The sequence below is a fragment of the Actinoplanes hulinensis genome, assembly GCF_019429605.1.
GTDB lineage: Bacteria > Actinomycetota > Actinomycetes > Mycobacteriales > Micromonosporaceae > Actinoplanes > Actinoplanes campanulatus.
Genome location: NZ_JAHXZI010000018.1, coordinates 41,713 through 67,476 on the forward strand (window position 1 = coordinate 41,713; position 25,764 = coordinate 67,476).

The 25,764-nt window shown below is 67.3% G+C and carries 21 protein-coding genes and 2 tRNA genes; 14 read left to right on the forward strand and 9 right to left on the reverse strand.

The features are described from left to right. Positions 1-2,751: 2,751 nt before the first annotated feature. From KZ829_RS30410 to rpmH, 8 genes are all read right to left on the reverse strand, one after another. On the reverse strand, positions 2,752-3,813 hold the full coding sequence (locus KZ829_RS30410) for a ParB/RepB/Spo0J family partition protein (protein ID WP_220147315.1): 1,062 nt from the start codon (positions 3,811-3,813) through the stop codon (positions 2,752-2,754). Continuing rightward, a complete protein-coding gene (locus KZ829_RS30415) occupies positions 3,810-4,817 on the reverse strand; it encodes a ParA family protein (RefSeq protein WP_443611889.1) in 1,008 nt (335 codons plus the stop codon). Before KZ829_RS30415 ends, KZ829_RS30410 begins: the two co-directional genes overlap by 4 nt. Before the next feature lie 1,125 nt (positions 4,818-5,942). Further along, positions 5,943-6,605 (reverse strand): 16S rRNA (guanine(527)-N(7))-methyltransferase RsmG, encoded by a 663-nt coding sequence (gene rsmG / locus KZ829_RS30420; RefSeq protein WP_246636548.1) that lies wholly within the window; start codon positions 6,603-6,605, stop codon positions 5,943-5,945. A gap of 131 nt (positions 6,606-6,736) precedes the next feature. Continuing rightward, on the reverse strand, positions 6,737-7,303 hold the full coding sequence (locus tag KZ829_RS30425; protein WP_308285728.1) for a Jag family protein: 567 nt from the start codon (positions 7,301-7,303) through the stop codon (positions 6,737-6,739). A gap of 119 nt (positions 7,304-7,422) precedes the next feature. After that, positions 7,423-8,445, reverse strand: a complete 1,023-nt coding sequence (yidC, locus tag KZ829_RS30430; RefSeq protein ID WP_220147317.1) for a membrane protein insertase YidC — start codon at positions 8,443-8,445, stop codon at positions 7,423-7,425. 1 nt (position 8,446) lies between these two features. Beyond that, positions 8,447-8,704 carry a membrane protein insertion efficiency factor YidD gene (yidD, locus tag KZ829_RS30435; RefSeq protein ID WP_204296571.1) on the reverse strand — a complete coding sequence of 86 codons (258 nt, stop codon included), beginning with the start codon at positions 8,702-8,704 and terminating at the stop codon, positions 8,447-8,449. Beyond that, the gene (rnpA, locus tag KZ829_RS30440) at positions 8,701-9,057 is read right to left on the reverse strand and encodes a ribonuclease P protein component (RefSeq protein ID WP_220147318.1); all 357 of its coding nucleotides are present in this window, start codon (positions 9,055-9,057) and stop codon (positions 8,701-8,703) included. Before rnpA ends, yidD begins: the two co-directional genes overlap by 4 nt. Before the next feature lie 36 nt (positions 9,058-9,093). Continuing rightward, positions 9,094-9,231, reverse strand: a complete 138-nt coding sequence (gene rpmH, locus KZ829_RS30445) for a 50S ribosomal protein L34 (RefSeq protein ID WP_183225835.1) — start codon at positions 9,229-9,231, stop codon at positions 9,094-9,096. A gap of 595 nt (positions 9,232-9,826) precedes the next feature. Between rpmH and dnaA the strand changes: the two genes are divergently transcribed. The 6 genes from dnaA (at position 9,827) to KZ829_RS30475 (ending at position 17,142) form a co-directional block, all read left to right on the forward strand. Next, entirely contained in the window at positions 9,827-11,662 is a 1,836-nt protein-coding gene (gene dnaA, locus KZ829_RS30450; protein WP_220147319.1) for a chromosomal replication initiator protein DnaA, read from the forward strand. Between the two features lie 1,091 nt (positions 11,663-12,753). Further along, the gene (gene dnaN / locus KZ829_RS30455; protein WP_220147320.1) at positions 12,754-13,887 is read left to right on the forward strand and encodes a DNA polymerase III subunit beta; all 1,134 of its coding nucleotides are present in this window, start codon (positions 12,754-12,756) and stop codon (positions 13,885-13,887) included. A 39-nt stretch (positions 13,888-13,926) separates the two neighbouring features. Next, complete coding sequence (gnd, locus tag KZ829_RS30460) at positions 13,927-14,799, forward strand: phosphogluconate dehydrogenase (NAD(+)-dependent, decarboxylating) (protein WP_220147321.1); 873 nt, start codon at positions 13,927-13,929, stop codon at positions 14,797-14,799. A gap of 3 nt (positions 14,800-14,802) precedes the next feature. Continuing rightward, positions 14,803-15,933: a DNA replication/repair protein RecF gene (gene recF, locus KZ829_RS30465; RefSeq protein WP_220147322.1), complete on the forward strand. Its 1,131-nt coding sequence runs from the start codon at positions 14,803-14,805 to the stop codon at positions 15,931-15,933. A gap of 184 nt (positions 15,934-16,117) precedes the next feature. Beyond that, positions 16,118-16,633 carry a DciA family protein gene (locus KZ829_RS30470; protein WP_183225830.1) on the forward strand — a complete coding sequence of 172 codons (516 nt, stop codon included), beginning with the start codon at positions 16,118-16,120 and terminating at the stop codon, positions 16,631-16,633. A gap of 44 nt (positions 16,634-16,677) precedes the next feature. Beyond that, a complete protein-coding gene (locus KZ829_RS30475; RefSeq protein ID WP_220147323.1) occupies positions 16,678-17,142 on the forward strand; it encodes a hypothetical protein in 465 nt (154 codons plus the stop codon). Between the two features lie 38 nt (positions 17,143-17,180). Here KZ829_RS30475 and KZ829_RS30480 read toward each other — a convergent pair whose 3' ends face one another. Continuing rightward, on the reverse strand, positions 17,181-17,747 hold the full coding sequence (locus KZ829_RS30480; protein ID WP_183225828.1) for a hypothetical protein: 567 nt from the start codon (positions 17,745-17,747) through the stop codon (positions 17,181-17,183). Between the two features lie 542 nt (positions 17,748-18,289). Between KZ829_RS30480 and gyrB the strand changes: the two genes are divergently transcribed. The 8 genes from gyrB (at position 18,290) to KZ829_RS30520 (ending at position 25,712) form a co-directional block, all read left to right on the forward strand. Further along, on the forward strand, positions 18,290-20,242 hold the full coding sequence (gene gyrB / locus KZ829_RS30485; protein ID WP_220147324.1) for a DNA topoisomerase (ATP-hydrolyzing) subunit B: 1,953 nt from the start codon (positions 18,290-18,292) through the stop codon (positions 20,240-20,242). Positions 20,243-20,351: 109 nt separating this feature from the next. Then, positions 20,352-22,865 carry a DNA gyrase subunit A gene (gyrA, locus tag KZ829_RS30490; RefSeq protein WP_220147325.1) on the forward strand — a complete coding sequence of 838 codons (2,514 nt, stop codon included), beginning with the start codon at positions 20,352-20,354 and terminating at the stop codon, positions 22,863-22,865. Positions 22,866-22,868: 3 nt separating this feature from the next. After that, positions 22,869-23,783, forward strand: a complete 915-nt coding sequence (locus tag KZ829_RS30495; protein ID WP_220147326.1) for a DUF3566 domain-containing protein — start codon at positions 22,869-22,871, stop codon at positions 23,781-23,783. A 74-nt stretch (positions 23,784-23,857) separates the two neighbouring features. Continuing rightward, positions 23,858-23,931 (forward strand) — tRNA-Ile (locus tag KZ829_RS30500). A 96-nt stretch (positions 23,932-24,027) separates the two neighbouring features. Next, positions 24,028-24,156 (forward strand): DLW-39 family protein, encoded by a 129-nt coding sequence (locus tag KZ829_RS30505; protein WP_211304171.1) that lies wholly within the window; start codon positions 24,028-24,030, stop codon positions 24,154-24,156. Between the two features lie 8 nt (positions 24,157-24,164). Then, positions 24,165-24,240, forward strand: a tRNA-Ala gene (locus tag KZ829_RS30510). A gap of 621 nt (positions 24,241-24,861) precedes the next feature. Beyond that, complete coding sequence (locus KZ829_RS30515) at positions 24,862-25,044, forward strand: hypothetical protein (RefSeq protein WP_220147327.1); 183 nt, start codon at positions 24,862-24,864, stop codon at positions 25,042-25,044. Continuing rightward, on the forward strand, positions 25,041-25,712 hold the full coding sequence (locus KZ829_RS30520; RefSeq protein ID WP_220147328.1) for a DUF6461 domain-containing protein: 672 nt from the start codon (positions 25,041-25,043) through the stop codon (positions 25,710-25,712). Before KZ829_RS30515 ends, KZ829_RS30520 begins: the two co-directional genes overlap by 4 nt. Positions 25,713-25,764 lie beyond the last annotated feature (52 nt).

The following is a 25,764-nucleotide window of genomic DNA, read 5'->3' on the forward strand; positions in this document are numbered from 1 at the left end:
CCCGCAGCCGATCGCCTGCTTGGGCAGCCGAGTCCAGCGTCTTGGACCATCCCCAATCCACCGGGCACCGGGCACCGGGCACCGGGCACCGGGCACCGGGCACCGGGCACCGGGCACCGGGCACCGGGCACCGGGCACCGGGCACCGGGCACAACTTCTACCAAGCCCCCTGGTTTCACGTGAAACGGCCACGACCATATTGCATCCATCGGACTCGGTCCTAGGCGTTCCTGCAACGCGTCCCGATCAGCAGCATCCTGGTTCCGCGACACGACCAGAGCCTTGATAGCGCCCGTCTCGGAACACTCCAGTGCCCACAAGCCACAAGACGGCTAACCGGTGAACGAGAGCCATTTGGAGGAAAAGCACGAACAAGAGGCCTCACGGCCTCGCCCGACTCCTGGCACCTCCGGCTCAGTGGCAACCCAAAGAAGCCGGCAGTCCGTATCGGGACCGCGCCGAGTTTCCCCGCCGCTGAACACCCTCTGCAGGGTCAGAGATATCTCGGCCTACAGCAGCTTCTACCGACCCGGGTGTCAGCGGCCGACGCTGGCACAGGTTCGCCGCCGCGCTGTGCATCGGACATACCGACCAACATCTGCGTTAGTTGTCAGACGACTCAGGTGGCCATGTTTCACGTGAAACCGAAGCCCGTGATGGCAGACGCGGATCACATGGTCATGTCTGGGCGCGCCTCATTCTCCGAGGAACTAACAGCCTCCGTCCGACCGGGCCGAGCCCCATGACGAAACGCAGCCTCCCACGCCCACACCTTCATCGGGAGCAAGCCGCGGGCGTCGAGCACCAACATGTGTGCTCGCCGCGGTTGCGGACTGGTCGATAAGTACCCAGAATTCGTCGCCTAGCACGGACGGCACCCTATCGGCGCTGTGCCGTAGATCAGGATCGGCAGCAGCACTGCCGCAACGCCATTGGACTGCCGTGATCCGGTCCCGCTGAGGCGGGGGAACTCGGCAAGGCTTGCAGGAGGCGGTAGGTTGGCGAGATGGTCGTTGTCAGCCACAACGCCTGTGTAGTCGAGGAGCAGGATGCCGAGGGGTGGGCGATGGAGCCCTGCCTTCACCTCAAGGAAGGCCTGCAAGTCCAGGCAATCATGCTTCGTTTCCGCTCGACTTGATCCGAATATCGTCCAGCGCTACGCACCCGCACTGACACCTGCCAACAGATGGCCGCCGGTCAACGTTCGAGAAGCAGCCTCTGAGCAGTTGTACTGAATTGGAAGTGGCTGTCGCCGACGTGCTGATGACCGGCCATCAGCACGGTCGCCGTCGACTCAGATGCGGAGCGTCCGGAGTGTGGAGGCCGCAACGGGGCGCCGGCCATCCCATGCTGGCACCGTCCGGAGATCAGGTACCTGCCGCAGCCGTGGTCCGGGCGTCGCCAGGTTCTCGTTGCTGGTGGTGCCCGAGTCGGCAGCCCGGGGTCAGCGAAGACCTCGACGGTGCGTACGTTCCGGGCAAATAGCCAACGTCCTGGTAGGCGCCAGTCGGCAAGGTGGGGGGTTGAACCTCGCGTAGTACTGATCGGTCGCGGGAACCAGCGATCGAACCAGGCTTGCAACCCAAACTGGGTCAGGGGCTCCTTGGCGTCATGAAGCTCTGCCTGGCAATGGTGGGTCGAGGCCTAATAGCGGTGATCCCGCCACGCACGTCAACGGCCGGGACGCCGGCCTTGAAGCGCAGGATCAGGAGCATCACGTTGTTGATGTAGGCGACGGACAGGCGGCGAATCCAGCCGCGGGCTCAAGCGATGGGCTCAAGCAGTAAGTCCAACGCCGTGCTCAAGCGGCGGGAAACAGGTCGATTCTTCGCCAGCACGGCTGTCGGTTACCACGGCTAGGCCGGGCGATTGACCTCACCGTGTTAAGGGCCTGATCCAAGGTCGACAACCAGTTTGGTCAAACGGTGCCGGTCTTGTGGGTGCGCCTTGTTGAACAGGCCGACGCATCGCCGCGAGGACCGCTGTGGGAGTCACCGGTATCGGTGTGCCGTGGTGTCGCCAGCGAATGCCGCCAAGACGCAGGCGGACGAACTCATCGCTACCCTGCTGGAGAACAGCCAGAAGCCAGGGAACGCACGAACCAGCTCATACGAGTAGTACTGGCCAGACTGTGTGATCGGCGGGCTCGCCGATGGTCAGCCCAAAAAGTGGGTCTCCCTGATGTCATCGACAATCACGCCGGGCCCGGTCGGCCCGACCAGGCACGGGCGAAGCGCTGCATCGCTCGACAGCCCGCGTTGCGGTCCGGAACGCGGGTCCGCCCGGCCCGTGCCCACCTGGCCGCGCCCCGGGAACGTTCCGGAGCACGTTGATCATCCCGCCTTGGTCGTTCGCGGTTAGCGGCTGTCTCGGCTCGTCGCTGAGGCGACGGCGAGGGGCACCAGACGAGGACGCCTGTACGTCAATCAGCCCGCTCGGAACGGGACCTCACTGCCGCTGAGGTGGAGAGCAGGTCAAGCTCTCTTTCAACCGTGGCGTCTGCACGAGGGCAAGAACTGCGGAACAGCCAATAGGGGCATAACAGAATTTCAACGTGAATCATTTTGAAGCTTTCACAAGCCACGATAGGAACAAGATGCTCTTTAGCCGCGTCGGGATACGGCCTTCATCGCGTTCGGCCGCTCCGCGAAATCTCAGGAGAATCCGTCTGACAGAACCGGATCAGGCCGCAAAACAGGGAGGGCGCGTGATCACTCACGCGCCCTCCCTGGCCGATTCACCGAGTAAGTCTCACTCTTCGGGCGGTTCACCGTCCCGAGGAGCGCCTTCCTCCTCCACACCGATCATGCCGACGATCCGCTCAAGGTCGTCCACCGTCGCGAACTCAATCGTGATGCGGCCCTTGTTCCGCCCGATGTCCACCTTCACCCGGGTGTCGAACCGATCCGAGAGCCGCTCGGCGAGATCGTTCAACGCCGGCGCGTGCACCTTGGCCCGACGGGTAGGCGCCGCCTTCTTCGCCGGCGCCTCGAGAGCCGTCAGCTGAACGATCTCCTCGGTCGCCCGGACCGAAAGCCCTTCCTGAACGATCCGCGTGGCCAGCTTCTCCTGGGCGTCACTGTCGTCCAGGCCGAGCAGCGCTCGCGCATGCCCGGCGGAGAGAATCCCCGCCGCCACCCGACGCTGTACCGGTGCCGGCAGGTTCATCAACCGGATCGTGTTGGAGATCTGTGGACGGCTACGGCCGATCCGGCGCGCAAGTTCCTCGTGCGTCGCGCCGAATTCCTCCAGCAACTGCTGGTATGCGGCCGCCTCTTCCAACGGGTTCAGATTCGCCCGATGAATGTTCTCGAGCAGGGCATCACGCAACATCGCGTCGTCAGGCGTATACCGGACGATTGCGGGGATCGTCTCCCTGCCGACAGCCTGCGCGGCACGCCACCGCCGCTCACCCATGACGAGCTCGTACCGGCCGTCGCCGAGTTCACGGACCACGATCGGTTGGAGGAAGCCGACCTCCTGGATGGAGGTCTTCAGCTCCTCCAGCGCCTCCTCATCGAAGACGTGGCGCGGCTGCTTGGCGTTCGGCTCGATCGCGGACACCGGGAGTTCAGCGAAACGCGCGCCGGGCACCGGTGCGAGGTCACCGTCGACCGGGGCGGCCGGGGCAGGAACGGGCGGCGGGGTGACCGGCGTGGACTGAACGGTCGGAGCAACGGCCGGAGCGACGGCCGACTCGACGGCGACCGGCTCAGGAAGCGTCTCTACGGAGGCTGCCACCTCCGCGGCAGGCGCTGTGGGAATCAACGCGCCCAGGCCGCGGCCCAGGCCACCCCGCGGACGGTTCTTCATACCGTGCCTCCCGTGTTGACCCCGCGCACCGCGATCTCCAAGGCCGCCTCGAAGTAGCTGGTAGCCCCTCGTGATCCCGGATCGTAGGTCATCACCGACTGACCGTAGCTGGGAGCCTCCGAAACACGCACGTTCCGGGGGATCACCGCGTTCAGCACTTTGGCACCAAAATGATTCCGTACATCCTGTTCCACCGCATCTGCCAGACGGGTACGCCGGTCGTACATCGTCAGCAAGATCGTAGAGACATCGAGGGTGGGATTCAGGTGCTGACGCACCAGGTTGATGTTGTTGATCAGCTGATTGAGACCTTCCAGCGCGTAGTACTCACACTGAATGGGAATCAGCACCTCCTGCGCAGCACAGAGGGCGTTCACGGTCAGCAGCCCGAGAGAAGGCGGGCAGTCGATGAAGACGTAATCGAACTTCTCGGGATGCCCCGCAATGGCCCGGGCAAGCCGGGACTCACGGGCCACCACCGAGACCAGCTCGATCTCCGCGCCGGCTAGGTCGATGGTGGCCGGCACGCAGAAGAGGTTCGGGATACCTTCGACCGGTTGCGCGACCTCGGCCAGCGGCACGTTGTCGATCAGGCAGTCGTAAACATCGGGTACGCCCGCGTGGTGCGGGACGTTCAGACCGGTCGAGGCGTTGCCCTGGGGGTCGAGGTCCACTACCAGCACACGGTTGCCGTGGAGCGCCAGCGCCACGGCAAGGTTGACCGTCGTGGTCGTCTTCCCGACGCCGCCCTTCTGGTTGGCGACGCAAATCACCCGCGGGTGGTCTGGGCGCGGCATGATGATCTCGCCGCTCGGGTTGAGGATCTGCACAGCTCGCAACGCTTCCATGGCTAGGGGCGGATCGTCCTCATCCGCTACCGGCGTTTCACGTGAAACATGCTCGGTGGACTGAACGGGCGCCCCTGAAGAAGGAGCGGCCGCCATCTGACGCCCCGACGGCACGGACGCACGCCCTCGGGCCTCGTCCGAGGAGTGGCCTGGCATCGGAGCTCCGTACTCGTACGCCGACGGGGGCCCATAGGCGCCCGCCCGGGGCTGCGGAACGTCCTGTTCGCCCGCGTGCAGCCCGCCCACGCTCATTCCCGACGGCCTGTCGAGAGGCGACTCGGTTTCACGTGAAACACCGTACTCATGCACCGCTTCATCCCTGATGGCTAGGAAGGGGTTGACCGGCAGAACGTGTGCCCGGCAGGGGAGATCCGGTCCACACTATCGACATCCGGCCAGCCTACGGGTGTCGGGCATGTGTCGCCATGGTCCTAAGTTCCGATGGGTCGAGCACAACGCTGCTCCATCGTCCGTCAGCAGCGACCCGAACACCATGACGCTCGGCACAGACATCCAGGCTTCACCCATTCATGCCGTCGACCGACCCAAACCCGAAGATCAACCCCCATGGTGTACGCCCGAAAGCACGCCACCATGACAAACCTCTGCCGCCCGGCCTTCCCGAAACCGGCAGCCCGCGTGAGTGCCATGCGGCATACCGCCAGGGCCGCCACCACGCTAGGCGGTATGGCGGCTGACGGCGTCGGACCTCGGGTACGGCGTCAACTGTCACCGCCGAGTCAGAGAGCCGAGCCCTCGAAGATGAGACCCGGAAAAGGCCGCTCACGACCACGAACGGCGGCGGCGGCGATCGAGGACCAGCCGTCCAAGGACCCGACGATGCGGAAGCGATCCGAGCCAGACGAGGCCACGCCCCTCATGGCCGCCGAGACGCGTCCACAACACAAGATGCACCACGGGTGCATGGAAGATCCCGAAACCCCGCCAACGGCCGAATGGGGCCCATCCGCAGGGTGGTGTAACCACCTTGACGCACCACTGCTCCACCTACCGAACGAAAATGGGATCGGGACCAAAAACCAGTCGGCGACCCCGAACCGGCCGTTGTCCCCAAGCGCGCCCAGCCGGCCATGAGCCTGTGGACAAACGCGCCTGGAGCCCACCCGCCAGACCGCGGTCGAGGGCGTCCCCCGTTGCACGTGAAACATGGGTCACACCCGGTGGACGTCACGCCGAACCGCGGCATACGAGCGCGCTACCCCGTACCGAAAAGGCGGTCCCGGCCCGAAAATCGGACCGGGACCGAAAGTCGCGGAATGGCTAACCCCGGCGATCCCGCCGGCCACGCTGGGATGCAGACCCACGGCCCGAGCGAACCGAAGCGGCCTTCTTCCGGCCGGGCACCACATGCGCCTCCTTGACGATCTCCACCACCGTGGTCGGGGGCTCGATCAGTCCAGCCCCGCAGAGGTGGACGACCGGTTCGCCACCACCGAGAGCCGCGATCGCCGCCGCGTGTTCGGCGATCTCCTCAGCAGCGGACGAGCCCTTCATCGCGAGAAGACGGCCACCAACGGCGGCGAGCGGCAGACACCACCCGGCGAGCTTGTCGAGCGCGGCCACAGCCCGGGCCGTGACCACATCGGCTCCGGGCAGCGCGTCGACGACCTCCTCGGCCCGGCCGCGGAGAACGGTGACGTTGTCCAGGTCCAGGTCTTCGACGGTCTCGGTGAGGAACGCGGTCCGGCGGGCGAGCGGCTCGACCAGGGTGACCCGCAGGTCCGGGCGGGCGATCGCCAGCACCAGGCCGGGCAGCCCGGCACCGGAGCCCACATCGACCACGTCGGCGCCAGGGGCGATGAGCTGCGCCATGACGCCGCAGTTGATCAGGTGTCGCTCCCACAGGCGGGGCGCCTCGCGCGGGCCGATCAGGCCCCGGATCACGCCTTCGGTGGCGAGCAGTTCGGTGTAGCGGGTGGCCAGCTCGAGCCGTGCCCCGAAGACCTCGGCGGCGGTGGCCGGTGGGCGAAGGTCGGGCGCCGGGAAAGACGACGGCCCGGGCGTTTCGACGCCCGGGCCGGAGTCACCCGCGCCGTGGCGGGAGGTGGTCACGATCAGTCCGCCACCCGCACCACGATGCGGCGGCTGGGCTCGACACCCTCGGATTCGCTCTGCACGCCGGGGATCGCGTTGACCACGTCGTGCACGCACTTGCGCTCGAACGCCGACATGGCCTCGAGGCGGACCGGGTCGCCGTGTTCCTTGACCTTCTCAACGGCGTTGCGGGCGACCGCGCCGAGTTCCTTGCGCCGGGCGGCACGGTAACCACCGATGTCGAGCAGCAGCCGGCTCGGCGAGCCGGTGGCCCGGAAGATGGCGAGGCGGGTCAGTTCCTGCAGGGCCTCGAGGGTGGCGCCGCGCTGGCCGACCAGCGGCTGGAGACGGCCGCCGACCACCTCGACCATCGGCCGGCCCGCGGAGACGAGCTCGTCGATGTCGCCGTCGTAGTCGAGGATGTCCAGCAGACCCTCGACGTAGTCGGCGGCGATCTCGCTCTGGCGGAACAGGTCGCTGTCCGAGGCGACAGTCTCCGACTTCTTGGCCTCTTCGGTGCCGGCCGGCTCGGCAGCGGTGGCTTCGGCTGACGAGTCGGCGGAAGGGGGAGTGCTGGTGTCGGTCACGGTCTCATCTCCGTTGTCATTCGGCCGGACCGAGATCGGTCCGATGTTTCCCGCGCGCGGCGCGGGCAGGTCTCGAGGGGCGCGCTCAGGCCCTGCCGGGTGTTGGGCCTGAGCCGCGATCATCCCTTGGGTTTGTTCGCCGGCCTGGCGCCCTTCTTGGGATTCACCGGTTTGGCACCGGGCTTGGGACCGAGGGCCTTGGTGTCGACCACCGGGCTCGCCGGCTCGGGGGTGTTCTTACGACCGAACAGACCACCGGTACGGGCGGGCTGCACCGGGTTCTTGCCACCGGAGACCTTGGTCCCGGGCGCCACCCGGCCCGCCGAGCCACCCTTGTTGGCCATCTGCGGCGGCGGGAACTTGCGAAGCACCCACTGCTGCTGCGCCAGCGTGAACAGGTTGTTGGTGACCCAGTAGATGACCACACCGATGGGGAAGAGCGCACCGGAGATGAGCAGCGAGAACGGGATGCCGTAGAGCATCAGCCGCTGGATCATCAGCTGCTGCGGGTCCTCGGCCCAGCCGGTCTTGAGGATCATCTGGCGCTGGGTGAGGAACGTGGTGGCCATCATGACCAGGACCAGGATGCCGGCCACCACCTTGACCGTGGTGCCGTCCGCGCCGAGGACGGACAGCTCAGCGGCGGAGGAACCGAACTTGGCGCTGATCGGGGCGTTGAACAGGTGCGCGTGGGCGGCGCTGTTGAACTGATCGAGCGGCCAGCCGTAGAGCTGCTTGTTCGCGTCCGAGATGTTCGGGTCCAGGTGCTGGAGCACGTGGAAGAGACCGAAGAAGACCGGGATCTGCAGGAACATCGGAAGGCAGCCCATGAGCGGGTTCGCCTTCTCCGTCCGGTACAGCTCCATCATTTCTTTCTGGAGCGTCTCCCGGTCACCCTTGTGCTTCTCCTGCAGCGCCTTGACCTTGGGCTGCAGCGCCTGCATCGCACGCTGGCTCTTGATCTGCTTGACGAAGACCGGGAAGAGGATGACCCGCAGCGTCACCACCAGGCAGAAGATCGCCAGGATCCAAGCCCAGTTGGTGCCGATGACACGATCTTCGGGTATGCCGATCGCATCCCAGAAAGAATGCCAGCGCAGAAGAATCCACGAGATGGCGTAGTAGATCGGGTCGAGACTCAATCTAATCTCCAGTCACATCGGCAGGACGGTGACGGATCGGGTCAGGCACCGGGTCGTACCCGCCAGGGTGGAAGGGATGGCATCGGAGGAGCCGCCAGATCGCCAGGCCCGTACCCCGGATCGCGCCGTGACGCGCCAACGCCTCCAGGGCATAAGCACTGCACGAGGGGTAGAACCGACAGCGGGCCGGCAGCACCGGACTCAAGTATCGACGGTACGCGACGACCGCTGCGGTCAGGACCCGGGCGGCCAGGGTCATCGCGGTCGCCGGGGTCTGCGGGCGGCCGCAAGCGCACTCTCCAGGTCGGCGGCCAGCGTGACGGACGTCGCCGCGGCCGCCGGTGGCAATGCTCTGACGACCAGGGACGCGCCCCCGGGCAGCTCGTCGAGCAGTGGCCGGACGAGATGACGTAGTCGGCGGCGCACCCGGTTGCGGACGACCGCGTTGCCCACCGCTTTGGAGACGACGAAGCCGGCGCGCGCCGTGGAGGCACACGCCGGCTCATCGAGAAGCAGGTGAACGACCAAGGTGCCGCGACCGGCACGGCGGCCGCCGCGAATCGCTGCGGCGAAGTCCGCGCTACGCCGCAATCGTTGCACCGCGGCCAGCACGACTACCTGGGCATTCCGACCCGACTAGCGGTCGGCTCAGGCCGACAGCTGGCCGCGGCCCTTGGACCGGCGGGCAGACAGGATGGCGCGACCGGCACGGGTGCGCATGCGCAGCCGGAAGCCGTGGGTCTTGGCACGCCGGCGGTTGTTCGGCTGGTAGGTGCGCTTGCTCACGTCAAAACTCCGTCTTCGTACTACGACTCTGGGGGCATCATGGGCTGCAAGACGCCACTTTAGCAGAGCGCGGCGGAGCAACCGCCCAACCCTACGCAGGGCCCCCGGGGCGGTCAACCATATCCTTGGTCGGCACGCCGACATGGGCGGGCAACGAACGCCTGGCAGGTCTTTCCGTGCACAAAGTGAATCTTTTCCCGCGCGCGTGCGGTGGATGGCCAAGACGGCGGTTGAAGTCCACCTGTCGCCGCTGTTAGCGTGCGCGGTTGCTGGTCTCATCCGGCCGTTCGCAGCCCGCGAAGCAGCGGCCAAAACCGGACAAGCAGGTGGATCGTTCGCCACGGTGAGCCTGTTTACCGCCCGCGCCGACTACAGGCTCCGGTAAATCTGCCGACCATCCGGCCGGGAGCGGCCACCGGCACTGACCCAGGTTGTGGATAACCTGTGGATAGCTGGTGGCGCCGTGCGTGTTCAGCACGTTAACTGTGCTGGGTTGGGGGACGCCGGCCGGTTGCCCGTCACGGGACGCCGACAGGCACAGGCGAAAGGCCGGACAAGGCCCACCGGGGTCGGTGGCGATGGGGGTGGCGCGGCGGTGGCCGAGCAGGTCGACCTGGGCAAGTTGTGGCGCGAGACGTTGGACGAGCTGTCCGACGAGATCGCGTCACGGCAGCAGCGCGCCTATCTACAGTTCACCCGCCTGCGGGCGATAGTCGAGGACACCGCTCTCCTATCGGTTCCGGACACGTACACCCGCGACATCATCGAGTCGCGGCTGCGCCCGGCGATCACCGAGGCACTCAGCCGCCGACTCAGCCGGCCCATACAGGTCGCGGTCACGGTCCGGCCCCCGGAGGACGGCTCCGGCATGCCGGGCACCGTCTACGGCACCCCGGCCGAGCCTTCCGCCGGTCCGATGGTGGACCCGCAGCCACGGCACTACGCCGAGAACGGGCCCTTTCAGCCGGAGCTGCCGGGCTATCCGGGCTCGCCGCGGATGCCCGAACCGCCGCCCTACCAGGGGCCTGCCTTCGGTCCGGCCGAGCACGCGCCGGAGCCGTACCCGACCGGGTCGGCGCAGCACTCCGCTCCGCAGGCGCCGTTCCCCCGTGGGGTTCCGGCCGCCCACGACGGCCAGGAGGCGCTCTTCGCCGACCCGATGCCTCCGGTGCCGCCGGTGAACCGGTCCCCGGCCGCGCCGCCGGCCGAGAAGGAACAGCCCAACGACGCGGTCGCGCACCGGATGGCGGCCGACGCCGCCCAGTTACGGCAGAACGACCGGCCGATGCCCGGTTCGGACCGCCGCGACGACGTACCGAGCCGGGCCGGCGACAACGGGCCGGGCCGTCCGCCGATCGATCTGCGGGGTCCCGGCACCACGCCGCGGCCCGGTGGGCAGGACGGCAACCGGCTCAACCCGAAGTACATGTTCGAGACGTTCGTCATCGGCTCGTCCAACCGGTTCGCGCACGCCGCGGCGGTCGCGGTCGCGGAGTCACCGGCGAAGGCGTACAACCCGCTCTTCATCTACGGCAGCTCCGGGCTGGGCAAGACCCACCTCCTGCACGCGATCGGGCACTACGCCACCACCCTGGGGCACGCGCGCTCGGTGCGCTACGTGTCGACCGAGGAGTTCACCAACGATTTCATCAACAGCCTGCGGGACGACAAGACGCAGGCGTTCCAGCGCCGCTACCGCGACGTCGACATCCTGCTGATCGACGACATCCAGTTCCTGGAGAACCGCGAGCGGACGCAGGAGGAGTTCTTCCACACGTTCAACACGCTCCACAACGCCAACAAGCAGATCGTGATCAGCTCGGACCGCTCGCCGCGCCAGCTGGCCACCCTCGAGGACCGGATGCGCACACGCTTCGAGTGGGGTCTGCTGGCCGACATCCAGCCGCCCGACCTCGAGACCCGTATCGCGATTCTCCAGAAGAAGGCCGCGCAGGAACGGATGTACGCCCCCGACGACGTGCTCGAGTTCATCGCGTCCCGGGTCTCCAACTCGATCCGCGAACTCGAGGGCGCCCTCATCCGGGTGACCGCGTTCGCCAGCCTCACCCGCTCGCCGGTGCAACTCTCACTGGCTGAGGAGGTGCTGCGCGACTTCATGCCGGACGGCGCCGGCCCGGAGATCACCGCCGACCAGATCATGGTTTCGACCGCCGACTACTTCGGCGTCTCCCTGGAGGACCTGCGCGGGCACTCACGCAGCCGGGTGCTGGTCAATGCCCGGCAGGTGGCGATGTACCTCTGCCGGGAACTGACCGATCTCTCGCTGCCCCGCATCGGGCAGGCGTTCGGCGGCCGCGACCACACCACGGTGATGCACGCCGACCGCAAGATCCGCCAGCACATGGCCGAGCGCCGGTCGCTCTACAACCAGATCGCCGAGCTCACCAACAGGATCAAACAGAACACCTGAGGGGTACGGGGACGCGCGCTCGACCACACCACGCGGCCGGCGCCCCGCGATGCCCGGCAAGCTGCCGGGGCACGCCCTCACGCACCCGCCGGGCGGTGCTGCCCACTCACTCCGCAACCCGCCACGCCCTCGCACGGGTCGGTGTGGACGGGGCTGGGCGGGCTTCCCTCGTACCCGATGGATCTTTGTCTGAGCCGGATCGGCTCGCTCACCGGGACCGTCCACGGGTTATCCCCAGCCGCATCAGGCCGTGCGGGCCTCAAAAGGCAGTTACCCACAGGGTCGCACAGAATGTGCGACGCGATGCGCACAGCCTCTGAGCTGCGGTTTCTCTACTTACCCACAGTTTTCCACGAGTTCTGCACGGGGTTTTCCACAAGTTATACCCAGATCATTAGTGAAACCTGAAGACATTGAAGACAATGACTGCCTTCTCGTGAGGGCCCTGAAGGACAAGTTGTCAACGTCGCGACGTGCCAGTTTCGTGCCAACGTTATCCACACTCATCCACAGGCATCCACAGGCTGGCTCCCCAGACGGTGGATAACTCCTGACACCTCAATCCACAGAAGTGGACAACTCCTGTGGAAATCGATGTGGACAGTCACGAACAGTAGTTATTGATCTCACAGGCTGTGGACGCCTGTGGATTACCTGTTGAAGGTTCTGGGGACAACGTGTCGGTAGCGTCCCTGCGTTATGCACAGGGCGGGGGATAAACCCGGTGGATAAGCTGGGGATAGCCTGGGGACAGCGGTGGACAACTCTCGCTGCGTCGGCGACTGTGGACAACGACCCGGGTTTATACCCCGGTTACCCACATGTGAATCACCGGTGGATAACCCTGTCACCAGCGCAAACGCGAGTTATCCACAGAATCCACAGCCCCTATGAAGACGATGAAGTTATCTCTTCTAAGAAAACAAAAACCAATCATCAGCGTTGTGGAAGGTGTGGATGGGCTGGTTCCGGCTCGCCACGCCTCGGGCTCGACTGCACAGCACCGGGGTCGGGCACACGGGGATACCGCCGGAGCCATAGAGTTCAGTGGGGTCCAAGCCCCCTGTATGAGGACGCATCGCGGAGGAAGCATGAAGTTCCGGGTGGAGCGAGACGCACTCGCCGACGCCGTGGCCTGGACAGCCAAGAGCCTGCCCAGCCGGCCCTCGGTGCCGGTGCTCGCCGGCGTTCTGCTGCGGGTCACCGACGGCCGCCTGCAGGTGTCGGGCTTCGACTACGAGGTCTCCAGCCAGGTGACCGTCGAGGTGCAGGCCGACGCGGAGGGGGCCGCCCTGGTCTCCGGCCGCCTGCTCGCCGAGATCACCAAGGCACTGCCGGGCAAGCCGGTGGACATCGCCGCCGTCGGCGCGCATCTCGAGCTGGTGTGCGGCAGCGCCCGGTTCACCCTGCCGACCATGCCGGTCGAGGACTACCCGAGCCTGCCGGACATGCCGTCCAGCGCGGGCACCGTCGACGCGGCGGTTTTCGCCTCCGCCGTCTCGCAGGTCGCGATCGCCGCGGGCCGGGACGAGACCCTGCCGATGATGACCGGTGTGCGGCTGGAGCTGAACGGTTCGACCATGGCACTGCTGGCGACCGACCGCTACCGGCTCGCCATGCGGGAGATCGAGTGGACCCCGGACGACCCGGAGATCAGCCACAACGCGCTGGTGCCGGCCAAGACGCTGAACGACACCGCGAAGGCCCTCGGCCCGACCGGTGGCGCCGTCACCCTGGCACTGACCCAGGGCAAGGCCGGTGAGGGCATGATCGGGTTCGCCGGTGGCACCCGGCGTACCACCAGCCGCCTGCTCGACGGGGCGAACTACCCGCCGGTGCGCTCGCTCTTCCCGGCCTCGCACAATGCCGAGGCCCGGGTCGGTGTGGCCGCCCTGGTCGAGGTGGTCCGCCGGGTGGCCCTGGTCGCCGAGCGCCAGACCCCGGTGCTGCTGAGCTTCAGCGAGGACGGTCTGGTGGTCGAGGCCGGTGGCACCGAGGAGGCCCGTGCCAGTGAGGCGATGGAGGCCGAGTTCACCGGTGAGGCGCTGACGATCGGCTTCAACCCGCAATATCTGATCGACGGTTTGCAGAATCTCGGCGCTCCGACCGCGGTGTTCGCCTTCGTCGACGCGTTCAAGCCCGCTGTGATCTCGCCCGCTGGCGAAAGCGGCGAAATCATCCCGGGTTACCGCTATCTGATCATGCCGATTCGAGTGACTCGCTGATACTGAGCTTGAACCAATCGCTCATCTAGGGAGATCACCATGCAACTCGGCCTGATCGGTCTCGGCCGCATGGGTGGCAACATGCGGGAACGACTGCGTGCAGCGGGGCACGAGGTCATCGGTTTCGACCACAACGCGGACAAGAGCGACGCAGCAAACCTGGCTGAGCTGGTGGAGAAGCTGGCGGCCCCACGTGTCGTGTGGACCATGGTGCCAGCCGGCAAGATCACCGAGGACACCATCGACGCGCTCTCGGAGCTGCTCTCCGAGGGCGACATCGTCATCGACGGCGGGAACTCGAAGTTCACCGACGACGCCCCGCGGGCCGCGCGTCTCCGGGCGAAGGGCATCCACTACCTCGACGTCGGCGTCTCCGGCGGCGTCTGGGGCATCACCAACGGCTACGCGCTGATGGTCGGTGGCGATGCCGCCCAGGTGGAGCACTGCAAGCCGATCTTCGAGGCGCTCAAGCCGGCCGGCGAGTTCGGTTTCGCGCACGCCGGCACGCACGGCGCCGGCCACTACGCCAAGATGATCCACAACGGCATCGAGTACGGCATGATGCAGGCGTACGGCGAGGGCTACGAGATCCTCATGGCCTCTGAGCTCGTCGACGACGTGCCGGCCGTCATCAAGAGCTGGCGTGAGGGCAGCGTCGTCAAGTCGTGGCTGCTGGACCTGCTCGACCGGGCGCTCGACGAGGACCCGACCCTGGCCAACCTCAAGGGCTACGTCGAGGACACCGGCGAGGGCCGCTGGACGGTTGACGAGGCCGTGCGTCTCGCCGTTCCGGCCCACGTCCTGGCCGCGTCGATCTTCACCCGCTTCGAGTCCCGCCAGGACGACTCGCCCGCCATGAAGGCCGTCGCCGCACTGCGCCAGCAGTTCGGCGGCCACGCCGTCAAGCGCTGATCCATGCACGTACGCCGGGTCGAGCTCACCGACTTCCGTTCCTACGAGCGGGTGGCGGTCGATCTCGATCCCGGTGTGTCCGTGCTCGTCGGCCAGAACGGCATGGGCAAGACCAACCTGGTCGAGGCGCTCGGCTACGTGGCGACTCTGGACAGCCACCGGGTGGCCACCGACGCCCCGCTGGTCCGGGCCGGCGCCTCCTCGGCGGTGATCCGCTGCGCAATCGCCCACGACGGCCGCGAGCTGCTGGTCGAGCTGGAGATCGTGCCGGGCCGGGCGAACCGTGCCAGGCTCAACCGCTCACCGGTGCGGCGGCCGCGGGAGGTGCTCGGCGCCCTGCGGATGGTGCTGTTCGCTCCGGAGGACCTGGAGCTGGTCCGCGGCGACCCGTCCGAGCGCCGTCGGTACCTCGACGACCTGCTCGTCGCCCGGCAGCCCCGTTACGCCGGGGTGCGGGCCGATTACGACCGGGTGGTGAAGCAGCGCAACGCCCTGCTGCGGACCGCCTACCTGACCCGCAAGGTGGGCGGCACCCGTGGACAGGACCTGTCCACCCTGGCGGTCTGGGATCAGCATCTGGCGTACCACGGCGCCGAGCTGCTGGCCGGGCGGCTGGAACTGGCGGCGGCGCTGGGGCCGCACCTGACGAAGGCGTACGACGCGGTTGCCGCCGGACGGTCGGCGGCGGTGATCGGGTACGCGTCACGGTTGGGCGAGTCGCTGCCCACCGACCGGTCGGCACTGGAGGCGATGATCCTGGAGTCGCTGGCCGAGCGCCGGGCGGCCGAGATCGAGCGCGGGACGACGCTGGTCGGCCCGCATCGCGACGACCTCTCGTTGCAGCTGGGCGAGCTGCCCACCAAGGGGTACGCGAGCCACGGTGAGTCCTGGTCGTTCGCGCTGGCGTTGCGGCTCGCGGCGTACGACCTGCTGCGCTCGGACGGGATCGAGCCGGTCCTGGCCCTCGACGACGTCTTCGCCGAGCTGGACACCGATCGCCGCGAAAGGCTGGCGGCCCTGGTGTCCGACGCGGCACAGTTACTGGTGACCTGCGCGGTGCCCGAGGATGTGCCGGCCGGCCTGCGGGGCGCGCGCTACGACGTCGGGACGGGAGCGGTGACCCGTGTTTCCTGACCCTGACCGGGAACGGTCAGCCGGACGCAAGCCTGCCCGACCCGAAGAGTCCCCTCAGCGCCTCGAGGACGCCCTCGGGGACCTCTGGGCGGGGGTGGATGAGGCCCGGGAGCTTCGAGGCGCTGTGGGAGGCGCTGAGCGCGCTGACCGTACCCCTGAGAACGGCCCGGACGATCCACAGGCTGTGGACAACGACGGCCTTGCCGGACCGGAACTGGCCCGGGCCGTGCTGGATGCCGCGCTCGCGCGGCGACGCGAGGCCGCGCGCACCCCGCGCAAACGAACCGGGACCGGACAGGGCAGCGGGCGACGGTTGCGCGGCTACTCCGGACCGGGCCCGGATCCGCGCGATCCGCAGCCGTTCGGGGCGATGCTGGAGCGCCTCATGCGGGCCCGGGGCTGGGAGAAACCGAAGGCCGAGGCCACCGTCTTCGGCTCGTGGGAGAAGGTCGTCGGGCCGGACATCGCGGCGCACAGTCGTCCGGTGCGGCTGGAGGGCGGGGTGCTGACCGTCGAGGCCGAGTCCACCGCCTGGGCCACCCAGCTGCGGCTATTGGCCGCCACGTTGCTGCGGAAGATCGCCGGCGAGGTCGGGAACAACGTGGTGACCCGGCTCAACATCCACGGGCCGGCGGCGCCGTCATGGAGCCGGGGGCCGCGCCGGGTACAGGGTCGTGGGCCGCGGGACACCTACGGCTGAAACCGGAACGGCGTCCCGTGCGTCTGAACCGCATGATCATGCATGTGCGCCGGGTCCTGGTCCTGATGTTGCTGGTTCTCGCCCCGATTCCGGTAGCCGCGCGGCCGGCCTGGGCATGCTCCTGTGCGTCCGGCTTCGATCCGCTGGAGCGGGCCGAGACCGCCTTCGTCGGGGTGGTTCAGGAGGTCGACGGCGACCTGTGGGACTCACGGGTCGATGTCCGGTTCGCCGTCGAATCGGTGCTCAAAGGTGATGTGGACGACTCGGTGACGTTGGCTACCGAGAAGCACGAGGCGTCCTGTGGATACAGGTTCGTCGAGGGCGGCCGGTACCGGGTGTACGCCACCGACGACCGGACGAACTCGTGTGACGGCAACGAACTGCTGGCGACCGGTGTGGAGGTCGAGGACACCGATCGTTCCCAGATCTTCTGGGCCGGATCGGTGCTGGTCGTCCTGCTGGTGGCGGGTGGCGTGACCTGGTTGATCCGCCACCCACGTGCCCGGTGACCGGGCTTTCAGCAGCCGGGCTCTCGGTGGTCGGGCTCTCAGTAGTCGGCGAAGACCGCGAAGCCGCGGTCGGCGCAGCGGCGGTAGAAGCCGGCCAGGACGGCCAGCTCGGTGCGCGCGAAGCTCCAGTGCGGCGAGTTGCCGGCGTCGTCGCGCAGGGCCGCGAGCCGCTGGTCCAGCCACCGCAGCTGCTGCTCGGCGAGCCGGCCGGCGGAGATCGCGGTGCGCATGACGTCCGTGACGGTGTCGAAGGTGACCAGGTCGCCGTGCTTCTCGTGGCCCTCGACGAACCGCTCGAGGCCGCCGGCGATCCAGGCGCAGCCGTCCGGGTCGATGACCGGGTCCTCGTCCTCGGCGGCCGCCTCGGTGGCGTAGAGCACGCCCTCCAGGCCCAGGAGAAGATCGATGAGCTCGGTGTACGCGGTGGCCCGCACCGTGCCGGTCTTGGCGATGTGCAGCGCCAGCGCGCCGGTGGGCGCGGCGATCTCGGGCCGGTCGGCGATCGCTCCGAAGTCGACGAACTCGGCGGGAGCCACCGGATCGTAGTACTGGTTCGTCCGCGGCCAGTGCACCGCGACGTTGTCCAGGCCCTTGTCGTGCGCCATCCGGGGCCACCCCTCCTCGACCTGCCCTGCGACCACCCGGCCGTCTCCGGCCCGCGCGGGCGAGGTTACGACACGGCCGCGGGACGTTGTCGAGCAGTGTGGCAGTGAGTGCGGGCCGGGCATCGCAGGCGCGCCCGAGCGGTGAAACTGCCGCAGCGTTTGCCATTGCGCGGGGCACCAGTGGCGTGTAGGGGATTACGTGGGTAGCGCCTCAAATCGCGCTACGGCACTCTCAGGCACCCTGAAGGGGTGCCGGACCCTCGCCGATTCGTTCCGGCGGAGTAGAATCGACAGCGACCGGGAAAACTGTGCTTGACGGTCGGGCCGGCCCCCCTGCCAGCCTGCATCGTCACGCTATGCGGTTTTTCCAGCCGATCACGATCCGCGGGCGGTCCGCGGCGACCGGCGCGCATGGTTCCACCGGTGGTCCGCTCCTCCCCGCGGGGTCATCTCCGGTCCTCGTGCGTGCTCATGTCGTCGCCGGCCCGGCCCGCCAACCCCGTAGCGGGGCCTTCCGGCCCGGCGCGAGAAAGTGGCCGAGGGTGTCAGAGAATCAGCAGGAATACGGTGCCGGGTCGATCACCGTGCTCGAAGGCCTTGAAGCGGTCCGCAAGCGTCCCGGTATGTACATCGGCTCCACCGGTGAGCGCGGTCTGCACCACCTGGTCTGGGAGGTCGTGGACAACGCCGTCGACGAGGCACTGGCCGGCTACTGCGACACCATCGACGTGGTCCTGCTCGCCGACGGCGGCGTCTCGGTCACCGACAACGGCCGTGGCTTCCCGGTCGACCTGCATCCGACGCTGAAGAAGCCGGGTGTCGAGGTCGCGCTGACCGTCCTGCATGCGGGTGGCAAGTTCGACGGCCAGGCCTACAAGGTCTCCGGCGGTCTGCACGGTGTCGGTGTCTCCGTGGTGAACGCGCTCTCGACGAGGATGGCCGTCGCGATCCAGAAGGACGGGTTCTGGTGGCGGCAGAAGTACGACTACTCCGTTCCCGGCGAGCTGGTGAAGGGCGAGCCGACCGACAAGCTCGGCTCGACCGTGCAGTTCTGGCCGGACCCGAACATCTTCGAGACCGTCGATTTCGACTACCAGACGATCTATCGCCGGTTGCAGGAGATGGCGTTCCTCAACCGCGCCCTGACGATCAACTACACCGATGAGCGGGCCGACGCGGCCGACGAGAACGGTGAGCCCCGCCGGGTCACCTTCATGTACGAGGACGGCATCGCCGACTTCGTGCGGCACCTCAACGCCACGAAGAGCGCCATCCACAAGTCGGTGATCCAGTTCGAGGCCGAGGACAACGACGCCGGTATGGGCGTCGAGGTCGCGATGCAGTGGAACGAGTCGTACGGCGAGTCGGTCTACACCTTCGCGAACCGCATCAACACGCATGAGGGCGGTACCCACGAGGAGGGTTTCCGTGCCGCGCTGACCACGATCGTCAACAAGTACGGCATCGAGAAGAAGTTCCTCAAGGGCGATCAGAAACTGTCCGGTGAGGACATCCGTGAGGGTCTCGCCGCGATCATCTCGGTGACCCTGCGGGAGCCGCAGTTCGAGGGCCAGACCAAGACGAAGCTCGGCAACACCGACATGAAGAGCTTCGTGCAGAAGGTCGCCAACGAGCAGCTGGCCGACTGGTTCGACCGGAACCCGGCGGACGCCAAGCTGATCATCACGAAGGCGGACCAGGCGGCCCGCGCCCGGATCGCCGCGCAGCAGGCCCGCAAGCTGGCCCGGCGCAAGTCGTTGCTGGAGTCCGGCTCGATGCCGGGCAAGCTGGCCGACTGTCAGTCCACCGACCCGCGCGAGACCGAGCTGTTCATCGTCGAGGGTGACTCGGCCGGCGGCTCGGCCAAGTCCGGCCGGGAGAGCCGCATCCAGGCGATCCTGCCGATCCGCGGCAAGATCCTCAACGTGGAGAAGGCCCGGATCGACCGGGTGCTCAAGAACAACGAGGTCCAGGCGCTGATCACGGCCATGGGCACCGGCATCCACGACGAGTTCGACATCTCCAAGCTGCGGTACCACAAGATCATCCTGATGGCCGACGCCGACGTCGACGGCCAGCACATCCAGACCCTGCTGCTCACTCTGCTGTTCCGCTTCATGCGGCCGATGGTCGAGCAGGGGCACGTCTACCTGGCCTCGCCGCCGCTCTACAAGCTCAAGTGGAACAAGCGGGGCGACGACGCGCAGTACGCGTACTCCGACCGCGAGCGGGACGGTCTGATCGCGCTGCGCCAGCAGAAGAAGGCGAACGCGAAGCCGGACGACATCCAGCGGTTCAAGGGTCTCGGCGAGATGAACTTCCACGAGCTGTGGGACACCACGATGAACCCGGACACCCGAACCCTGCGCCAGGTGACGCTCGACGACGCCGCGGTGGCGGACGAGCTTTTCAGCGTGCTGATGGGTGAGGACGTGGAGGCGCGGCGGTCGTTCATTCAACGCAATGCCAAGGACGTCAGGTTCCTGGACATCTGAGTCCGGCGAGCCGTATCCACAGCTTGCACCGCATTTCCACAACGTTATCCACAGCTATATGCCCGTTCTGGTCGTATTTGCCTGGCATCACCTTGAGTAAGGGTTAAAAGTGACTGACACTCCCGAGCCCCCCGACGGCGACGAGATCCAGAACGACGCCGGCGGCGGTGTGACCCAGCGGGTCGAGCCGGTCGGCCTCGAGGTCGAGATGCAGCGTTCGTACCTCGACTACGCGATGAGCGTGATCGTCGGCCGTGCGCTGCCCGACGTCCGTGACGGCCTCAAGCCGGTGCACCGCAAGATCCTTTACGCGATGTACGACGCCGGCTTCCGTCCGGACCGCGGGTATGTGAAGTGCGCCCGCGTCGTCGGCGACGTGATGGGCAACTACCACCCGCACGGTGACTCGTCGATCTACGACGCCCTGGTCCGGATGGGTCAGATCTGGTCGCTGCGGTACCCGCTGATCGACGGCAACGGCAACTTCGGCTCGCCGGGTAACGACCCGCCGGCCGCCATGCGGTACACCGAGTCGAAGCTGTCCCCGCTCGCCATGGAGATGCTGCGGGACATCGACGAGGACACCGTCGACATGCAGGACAACTACGACGGGCGGACCAAGGAGCCGACGATCCTGCCGGCCCGGTTCCCGAACCTGCTGGTCAACGGGTCCGAGGGCATCGCGGTCGGCATGGCCACCAAGATCCCGCCGCACAACCTGCGCGAGATCGCGGCGGCCGTGCAGTGGCAGCTCGACAATCCCGAGTCGGACGAGGCGACCGCGCTCGAGGCGATGCTCGAGATCGTGAAGGGCCCGGACTTCCCGACGTACGGCCTGATCGTCGGGCAGACGGCGATCACCGAGGCGTACCGGACCGGTCGGGGCTCCATCCGGATGCGCGCGGTGGTCGAGGTCGAGGAGGACCAGCGCGGCCGGCCCTGCCTCGTGGTGACCGAGTTGCCGTACCAGGTGAACCCGGACAACCTGGCCGAGCGTATCGCGGAATTGGTCAAGGAGGGCAAACTCACCGGAATCGCGGACATCCGCGACGAGTCCTCCGGCCGTACCGGTATGCGCCTGATCCTCGTGCTCAAGCGCGACGCGGTCGCCAAGGTGGTGCTGAACAACCTCTACAAGCACACCCAGCTCCAGGAGACGTTCGGCGCCAACATGCTGGCGCTGGTCGACGGCGTCCCCCGCACGCTGAACCTCGCCCAGTTCATCCGCTACTACGTCGACCACCAGATCGAGGTCATCCAGCGGCGGACCGCGTTCCGGCTGCGCAAGGCCGAGGAGCGCGCACACATCCTGCGCGGTCTGGCCAAGGCGCTGGACATGCTGGACGAGGTCATCGCCCTGATCCGGCGCTCGCCCACGGTGGAGGACTCACGTCAGGGCCTGATGCAGCTGCTCGACGTCGACGAGGTCCAGGCGACCGCGATCCTCGACATGCAGCTGCGCCGGCTGGCCGCCCTGGAGCGGCAGCGGATCGTCGACGAACTCGCGAAGATCGAGCTGGAGATCGCCGACTTCAAGGACATCCTGGCGAAGCCGGAGCGGCAGCGCTCGATCGTCTCGGAGGAACTGGCCGAGATCGTCCAGAAGTTCGGGGATGACCGGCGTACCCAGATCATCCCGTTCGACGGCGAGGTCTCCATGGAGGACCTCATCGCCCGGGAAGACGTTGTGGTGACCATCACACGTACCGGCTACGCCAAGCGCACCAAGGTCGACATGTACCGGTCGCAGAAGCGTGGCGGCAAGGGCGTGAGCGGCGCATCCCTGCGGCAGGACGACATCGTCTCGCACTTCTTCGTCATCTCGACCCACGACTGGATGCTGTTCTTCACGAACAAGGGCCGGGTCTACCGGGCGAAGGCGTACGAGCTGCCCGAGGCCAACCGGGTGGCCAAGGGCCAGCACGTCGCGAACCTGCTGGCCTTCCAGCCGGACGAGCACATCGCGCAGGTCATCCAGATCCCGAACTACCAGGTGGCGCCGCACCTTGTGCTCGCCACTAAGAATGGGCTCGTGAAGAAGACCCGCCTGGAGGAATTTGACTCCAACCGCAGCGGTGGCATCATCGCCATCAACCTGCGGGAGGATGACGAATTGGTGGGCGCGGCGCTGGTGGCTTCGGAGGACGACCTGTTGCTGGTCTCCAAGAAGGCACAGGCCATCCGGTTCAACGCCACCGACGAGGCGCTGCGCCCGATGGGGCGGGCCACGTCCGGTGTGATCGGCATGCGGTTCGGCGAGAACGACGAACTCCTCGCGATGGAAGTCGTCCGCGAGGGTATGGATGTGTTGGTCGCCACCGACGGTGGGTATGCGAAACGCACGCCCATCGAGGAGTATCCGGTGCAGGGGCGTGGCGGTAAGGGGGTGCTGACCGCCAAGATCACGGAGCGTCGTGGTGGACTTGTCGGCGCTCTGGTGATCAGCCCGGAGGATGAACTGTTTGCCATCACCAGCAATGGTGGTGTCATCCGGACTCCCGTGAAGCCTGTACGGCGCACACGGGATCGGAACACAATGGGGGTCAAGCTGATGGACCTCCCTGAAGGTGTAACCATCGTGGCGCTTGCTCGCAATGCCGACGAGCCTGACGAACAGGACTAGTTGATGCCGGAGACACAGGCGAAGTCGGGGGGCCCGGGGAGCTCAGCGACTCCGGACGAGGCGGCCAAGAAGGATGGCGCCGCCTCGAACGGTCGCGAGACCGCAGGGCGCGCCGCTGTCCCCGCCGATGCCCCGTCCGCGCCCAAGTTCACCCGCGCGCCGGGAATGGCCCCGCCGCCGGGTGAACCGGCCGCCGGCAGCAGCGACGGCGCGGACAAACGGCCGGGCGCGCAGTCGGGGGTGAAGGGGTCGGCCTCGGTGCCGGTCGTCACCAAGGGCAAGGGCGCCGCTCCTGGGACGCCCGCCGGGCGTACCCCGGGAACTCCTCCCGGCGCGAGCCCGAGCACCCCGCCGCGACCCACCACCGCGCCCGCGTCAGCGGCGCCGGTCGCTCCCGGTGCCGCCGCCGGTGCCGCGAAACAGCGGACCGGCACCGCCCCGGGCGGGCCTGCCGCCGGAGGTGCGGCAGCGGTCGGGGCCGCCCGTGTCTCGGAAGCGGTCCGTTCGGCCCGCTCGACGGTGTCGTCGGCGGCTGCGCGCGGCCCCCGTCGTGCCCGGCTGAACCTGAAGCGGATCGACCCCTGGTCGGTGATGAAGTTCTCGTTCGCCGTGTCGATCGTGCTTTTTATTGTCGTGGTGGTCGCCACCTCGGTGCTCTACCTCGCCCTGGACACCATGGGCGTGTGGAGCTCGGTCAACGGCAACCTGCAGGACCTGGTCACCGCCAGCGGCGGCAGCGAGACGTCGTCCAGTGGCACGTTCAAGATCACCGCCTGGGGCGTCATCGGCACGTCGATGCTGATCGGCGCGGTCAATGTGGTGCTCTTCACCGCGCTGGCCACGCTGAGCGCGTTCATCTACAACGTCTGCGCCGACCTGGTCGGCGGCATCGAGCTGACACTGGCCGAGCGGGACTGACGAACGCACCGGGTTGCGGGTACCCCGCTTTGGAAGCCCGCAACCCGATGCGGTAACGTTTAGTCCGCAGGTGAGGGGCTATAGCTCAGTCGGTTAGAGCGCAGAGCTGATAACTCTGAGGTCGCTGGTTCGATTCCAGCTAGCCCCACGGGTGACTGAGAGGCCCCACTCACGAGATAACGTGAGTCGGGGCCACTTGTCATTCACCGTCCTTTCCGAGCGGTGCCTAGGGGGTAGCAGTTCAGTGCTGAAGAAGCTCCTCATCATTGCCGGTGTCGTCGGGGTCGCGGCCCTGGTGGTCAAGAAGGTCAAGGCCTCCAGCGACGAGCGTGCTCTGTGGCACGAGGCGACCACCGCTCCCGACCTGCGATAGCGGGTCACGGGGCCCTAGCTCAACTGGCAGAGCACCGCCTTTGCAAGGCGGGGGTTAGGGGTTCAAGTCCCCTGGGCTCCACCAAATCGGTCTGTGACCAAGATCGTGGGGACCCCATCGGGGCAATCTCAGCCCAGGTCCCACCGGTCCGCGCCGGCCACCATCCCAGCGAATGCAGGATTTGAACCTGTGACCTGCGGGTTATGAGCAGCCTTCGGGGGTTCACCGGCCGCCCTCCACGAGGAGGGTGATGTCCTTGTGAGCCAGTTGGCCGCATGGGCCGTTTCGCCACCGGGCCAGTCACTTGAAGGGTGACGTCACGGCCTACAGGGCCTCCGAGCGTGGGACGGGTGGAGTCAGCATTGCTCGTAGACGGCGAGGCCGTCTCCGTTGTCATCCGTCAGGTTCTCGTCCCGAACATTGTCGGCCGAGATCCAGCCACTCTTGCTAGCCGCACGCCGCGGATGCCGGCTGGGCCGTGGCGACGCCGAGTCCAGCAGTGAGCAGCATCGCAGCAATCCCTGCGCGTAGGGCTCGGGCAGAATGGTCTTCGGTTCGAGTGCCGCGGGTGCCGTGACCACCGGCGGTGGTATGTCCACCACGCTGCCGCCGGGGTGGGAGCGAGCGCAGCGCACTTCACTGTCCTACGTGTATGGACGACGGTGCGGAGCATCACATGGAAGCGCTACGCAACGCTGTCACTTCTTGACCGGCCGGATCGCCGACACCCTGGCCACTATGGACTTCAACGCGACGCGGATCACTCCGGTGATCAATGAGGCGAACATGGAACACCTGATCCGCGCCGCTCATCGACGGTTGGTCGATTGGCGTCAACCGGTAGGCGGGCGCGAGACTTACAAGAACTTTGATCTACTGGCGCGGTGAATCGCCGCTCCGCCCTTCTCCTGATCGCACTCTCCGGCCTGTCCGGCTGTGGCAGCCCCGGTTTCGCCGAGCCCCTTCCGTCGGCCGGTCCGGAGGCCGACTACGGCTGGCCGGCCCGGAGCGCCGACCTCACCCACGGGTTCTGCTTCACCCTGGTTCGGGGCATCAAGCCGTACGCCCTGATCGAGCGGCTCGGTGGCGACGAACTGGAGCGGGTCGAGTGGCACCGGATCGTCGGCCCCGGCGACGGGGAGACGGGCGACCCGAAGCGGTTCTTCATCGGGATCGCCAGCGCCGGCGACTGGTCGATCCTGGTGGAGGACAACGGGTCGCTCGGTGTCACCCCGCAGATCGTGGAACCGCTGTCGGCGGACGGCGGGGAGGTCGTCTCCTACCGGGGAGGTGGGGGTGTGCCCGGCCGGCTCATGGTCTTCCGGGACGGGAAACTCGCTCTGGACCTCGACCCGGCGGCACCGGAGCGGGCCGGGGGCGGTGGGCTGGACGAGTTCCGGTTCGAGCTGATCACGGCCGGGCTTCTCGGAGGCGGCGGCGTGACGGATCCCACGGGGGCGGCGCTCGGCTTCATGGCCCGGCACACCGGCATCGCTTTGACCTCGGAGCTCCTGCGGGACCGTACATATCTGCTGGTCACCGTTCCGAAGCCGTAGGTGTGCATTTGCCCGGTCTTGGGCTGTGCCGGTTATCCACAGAGGAATGAAT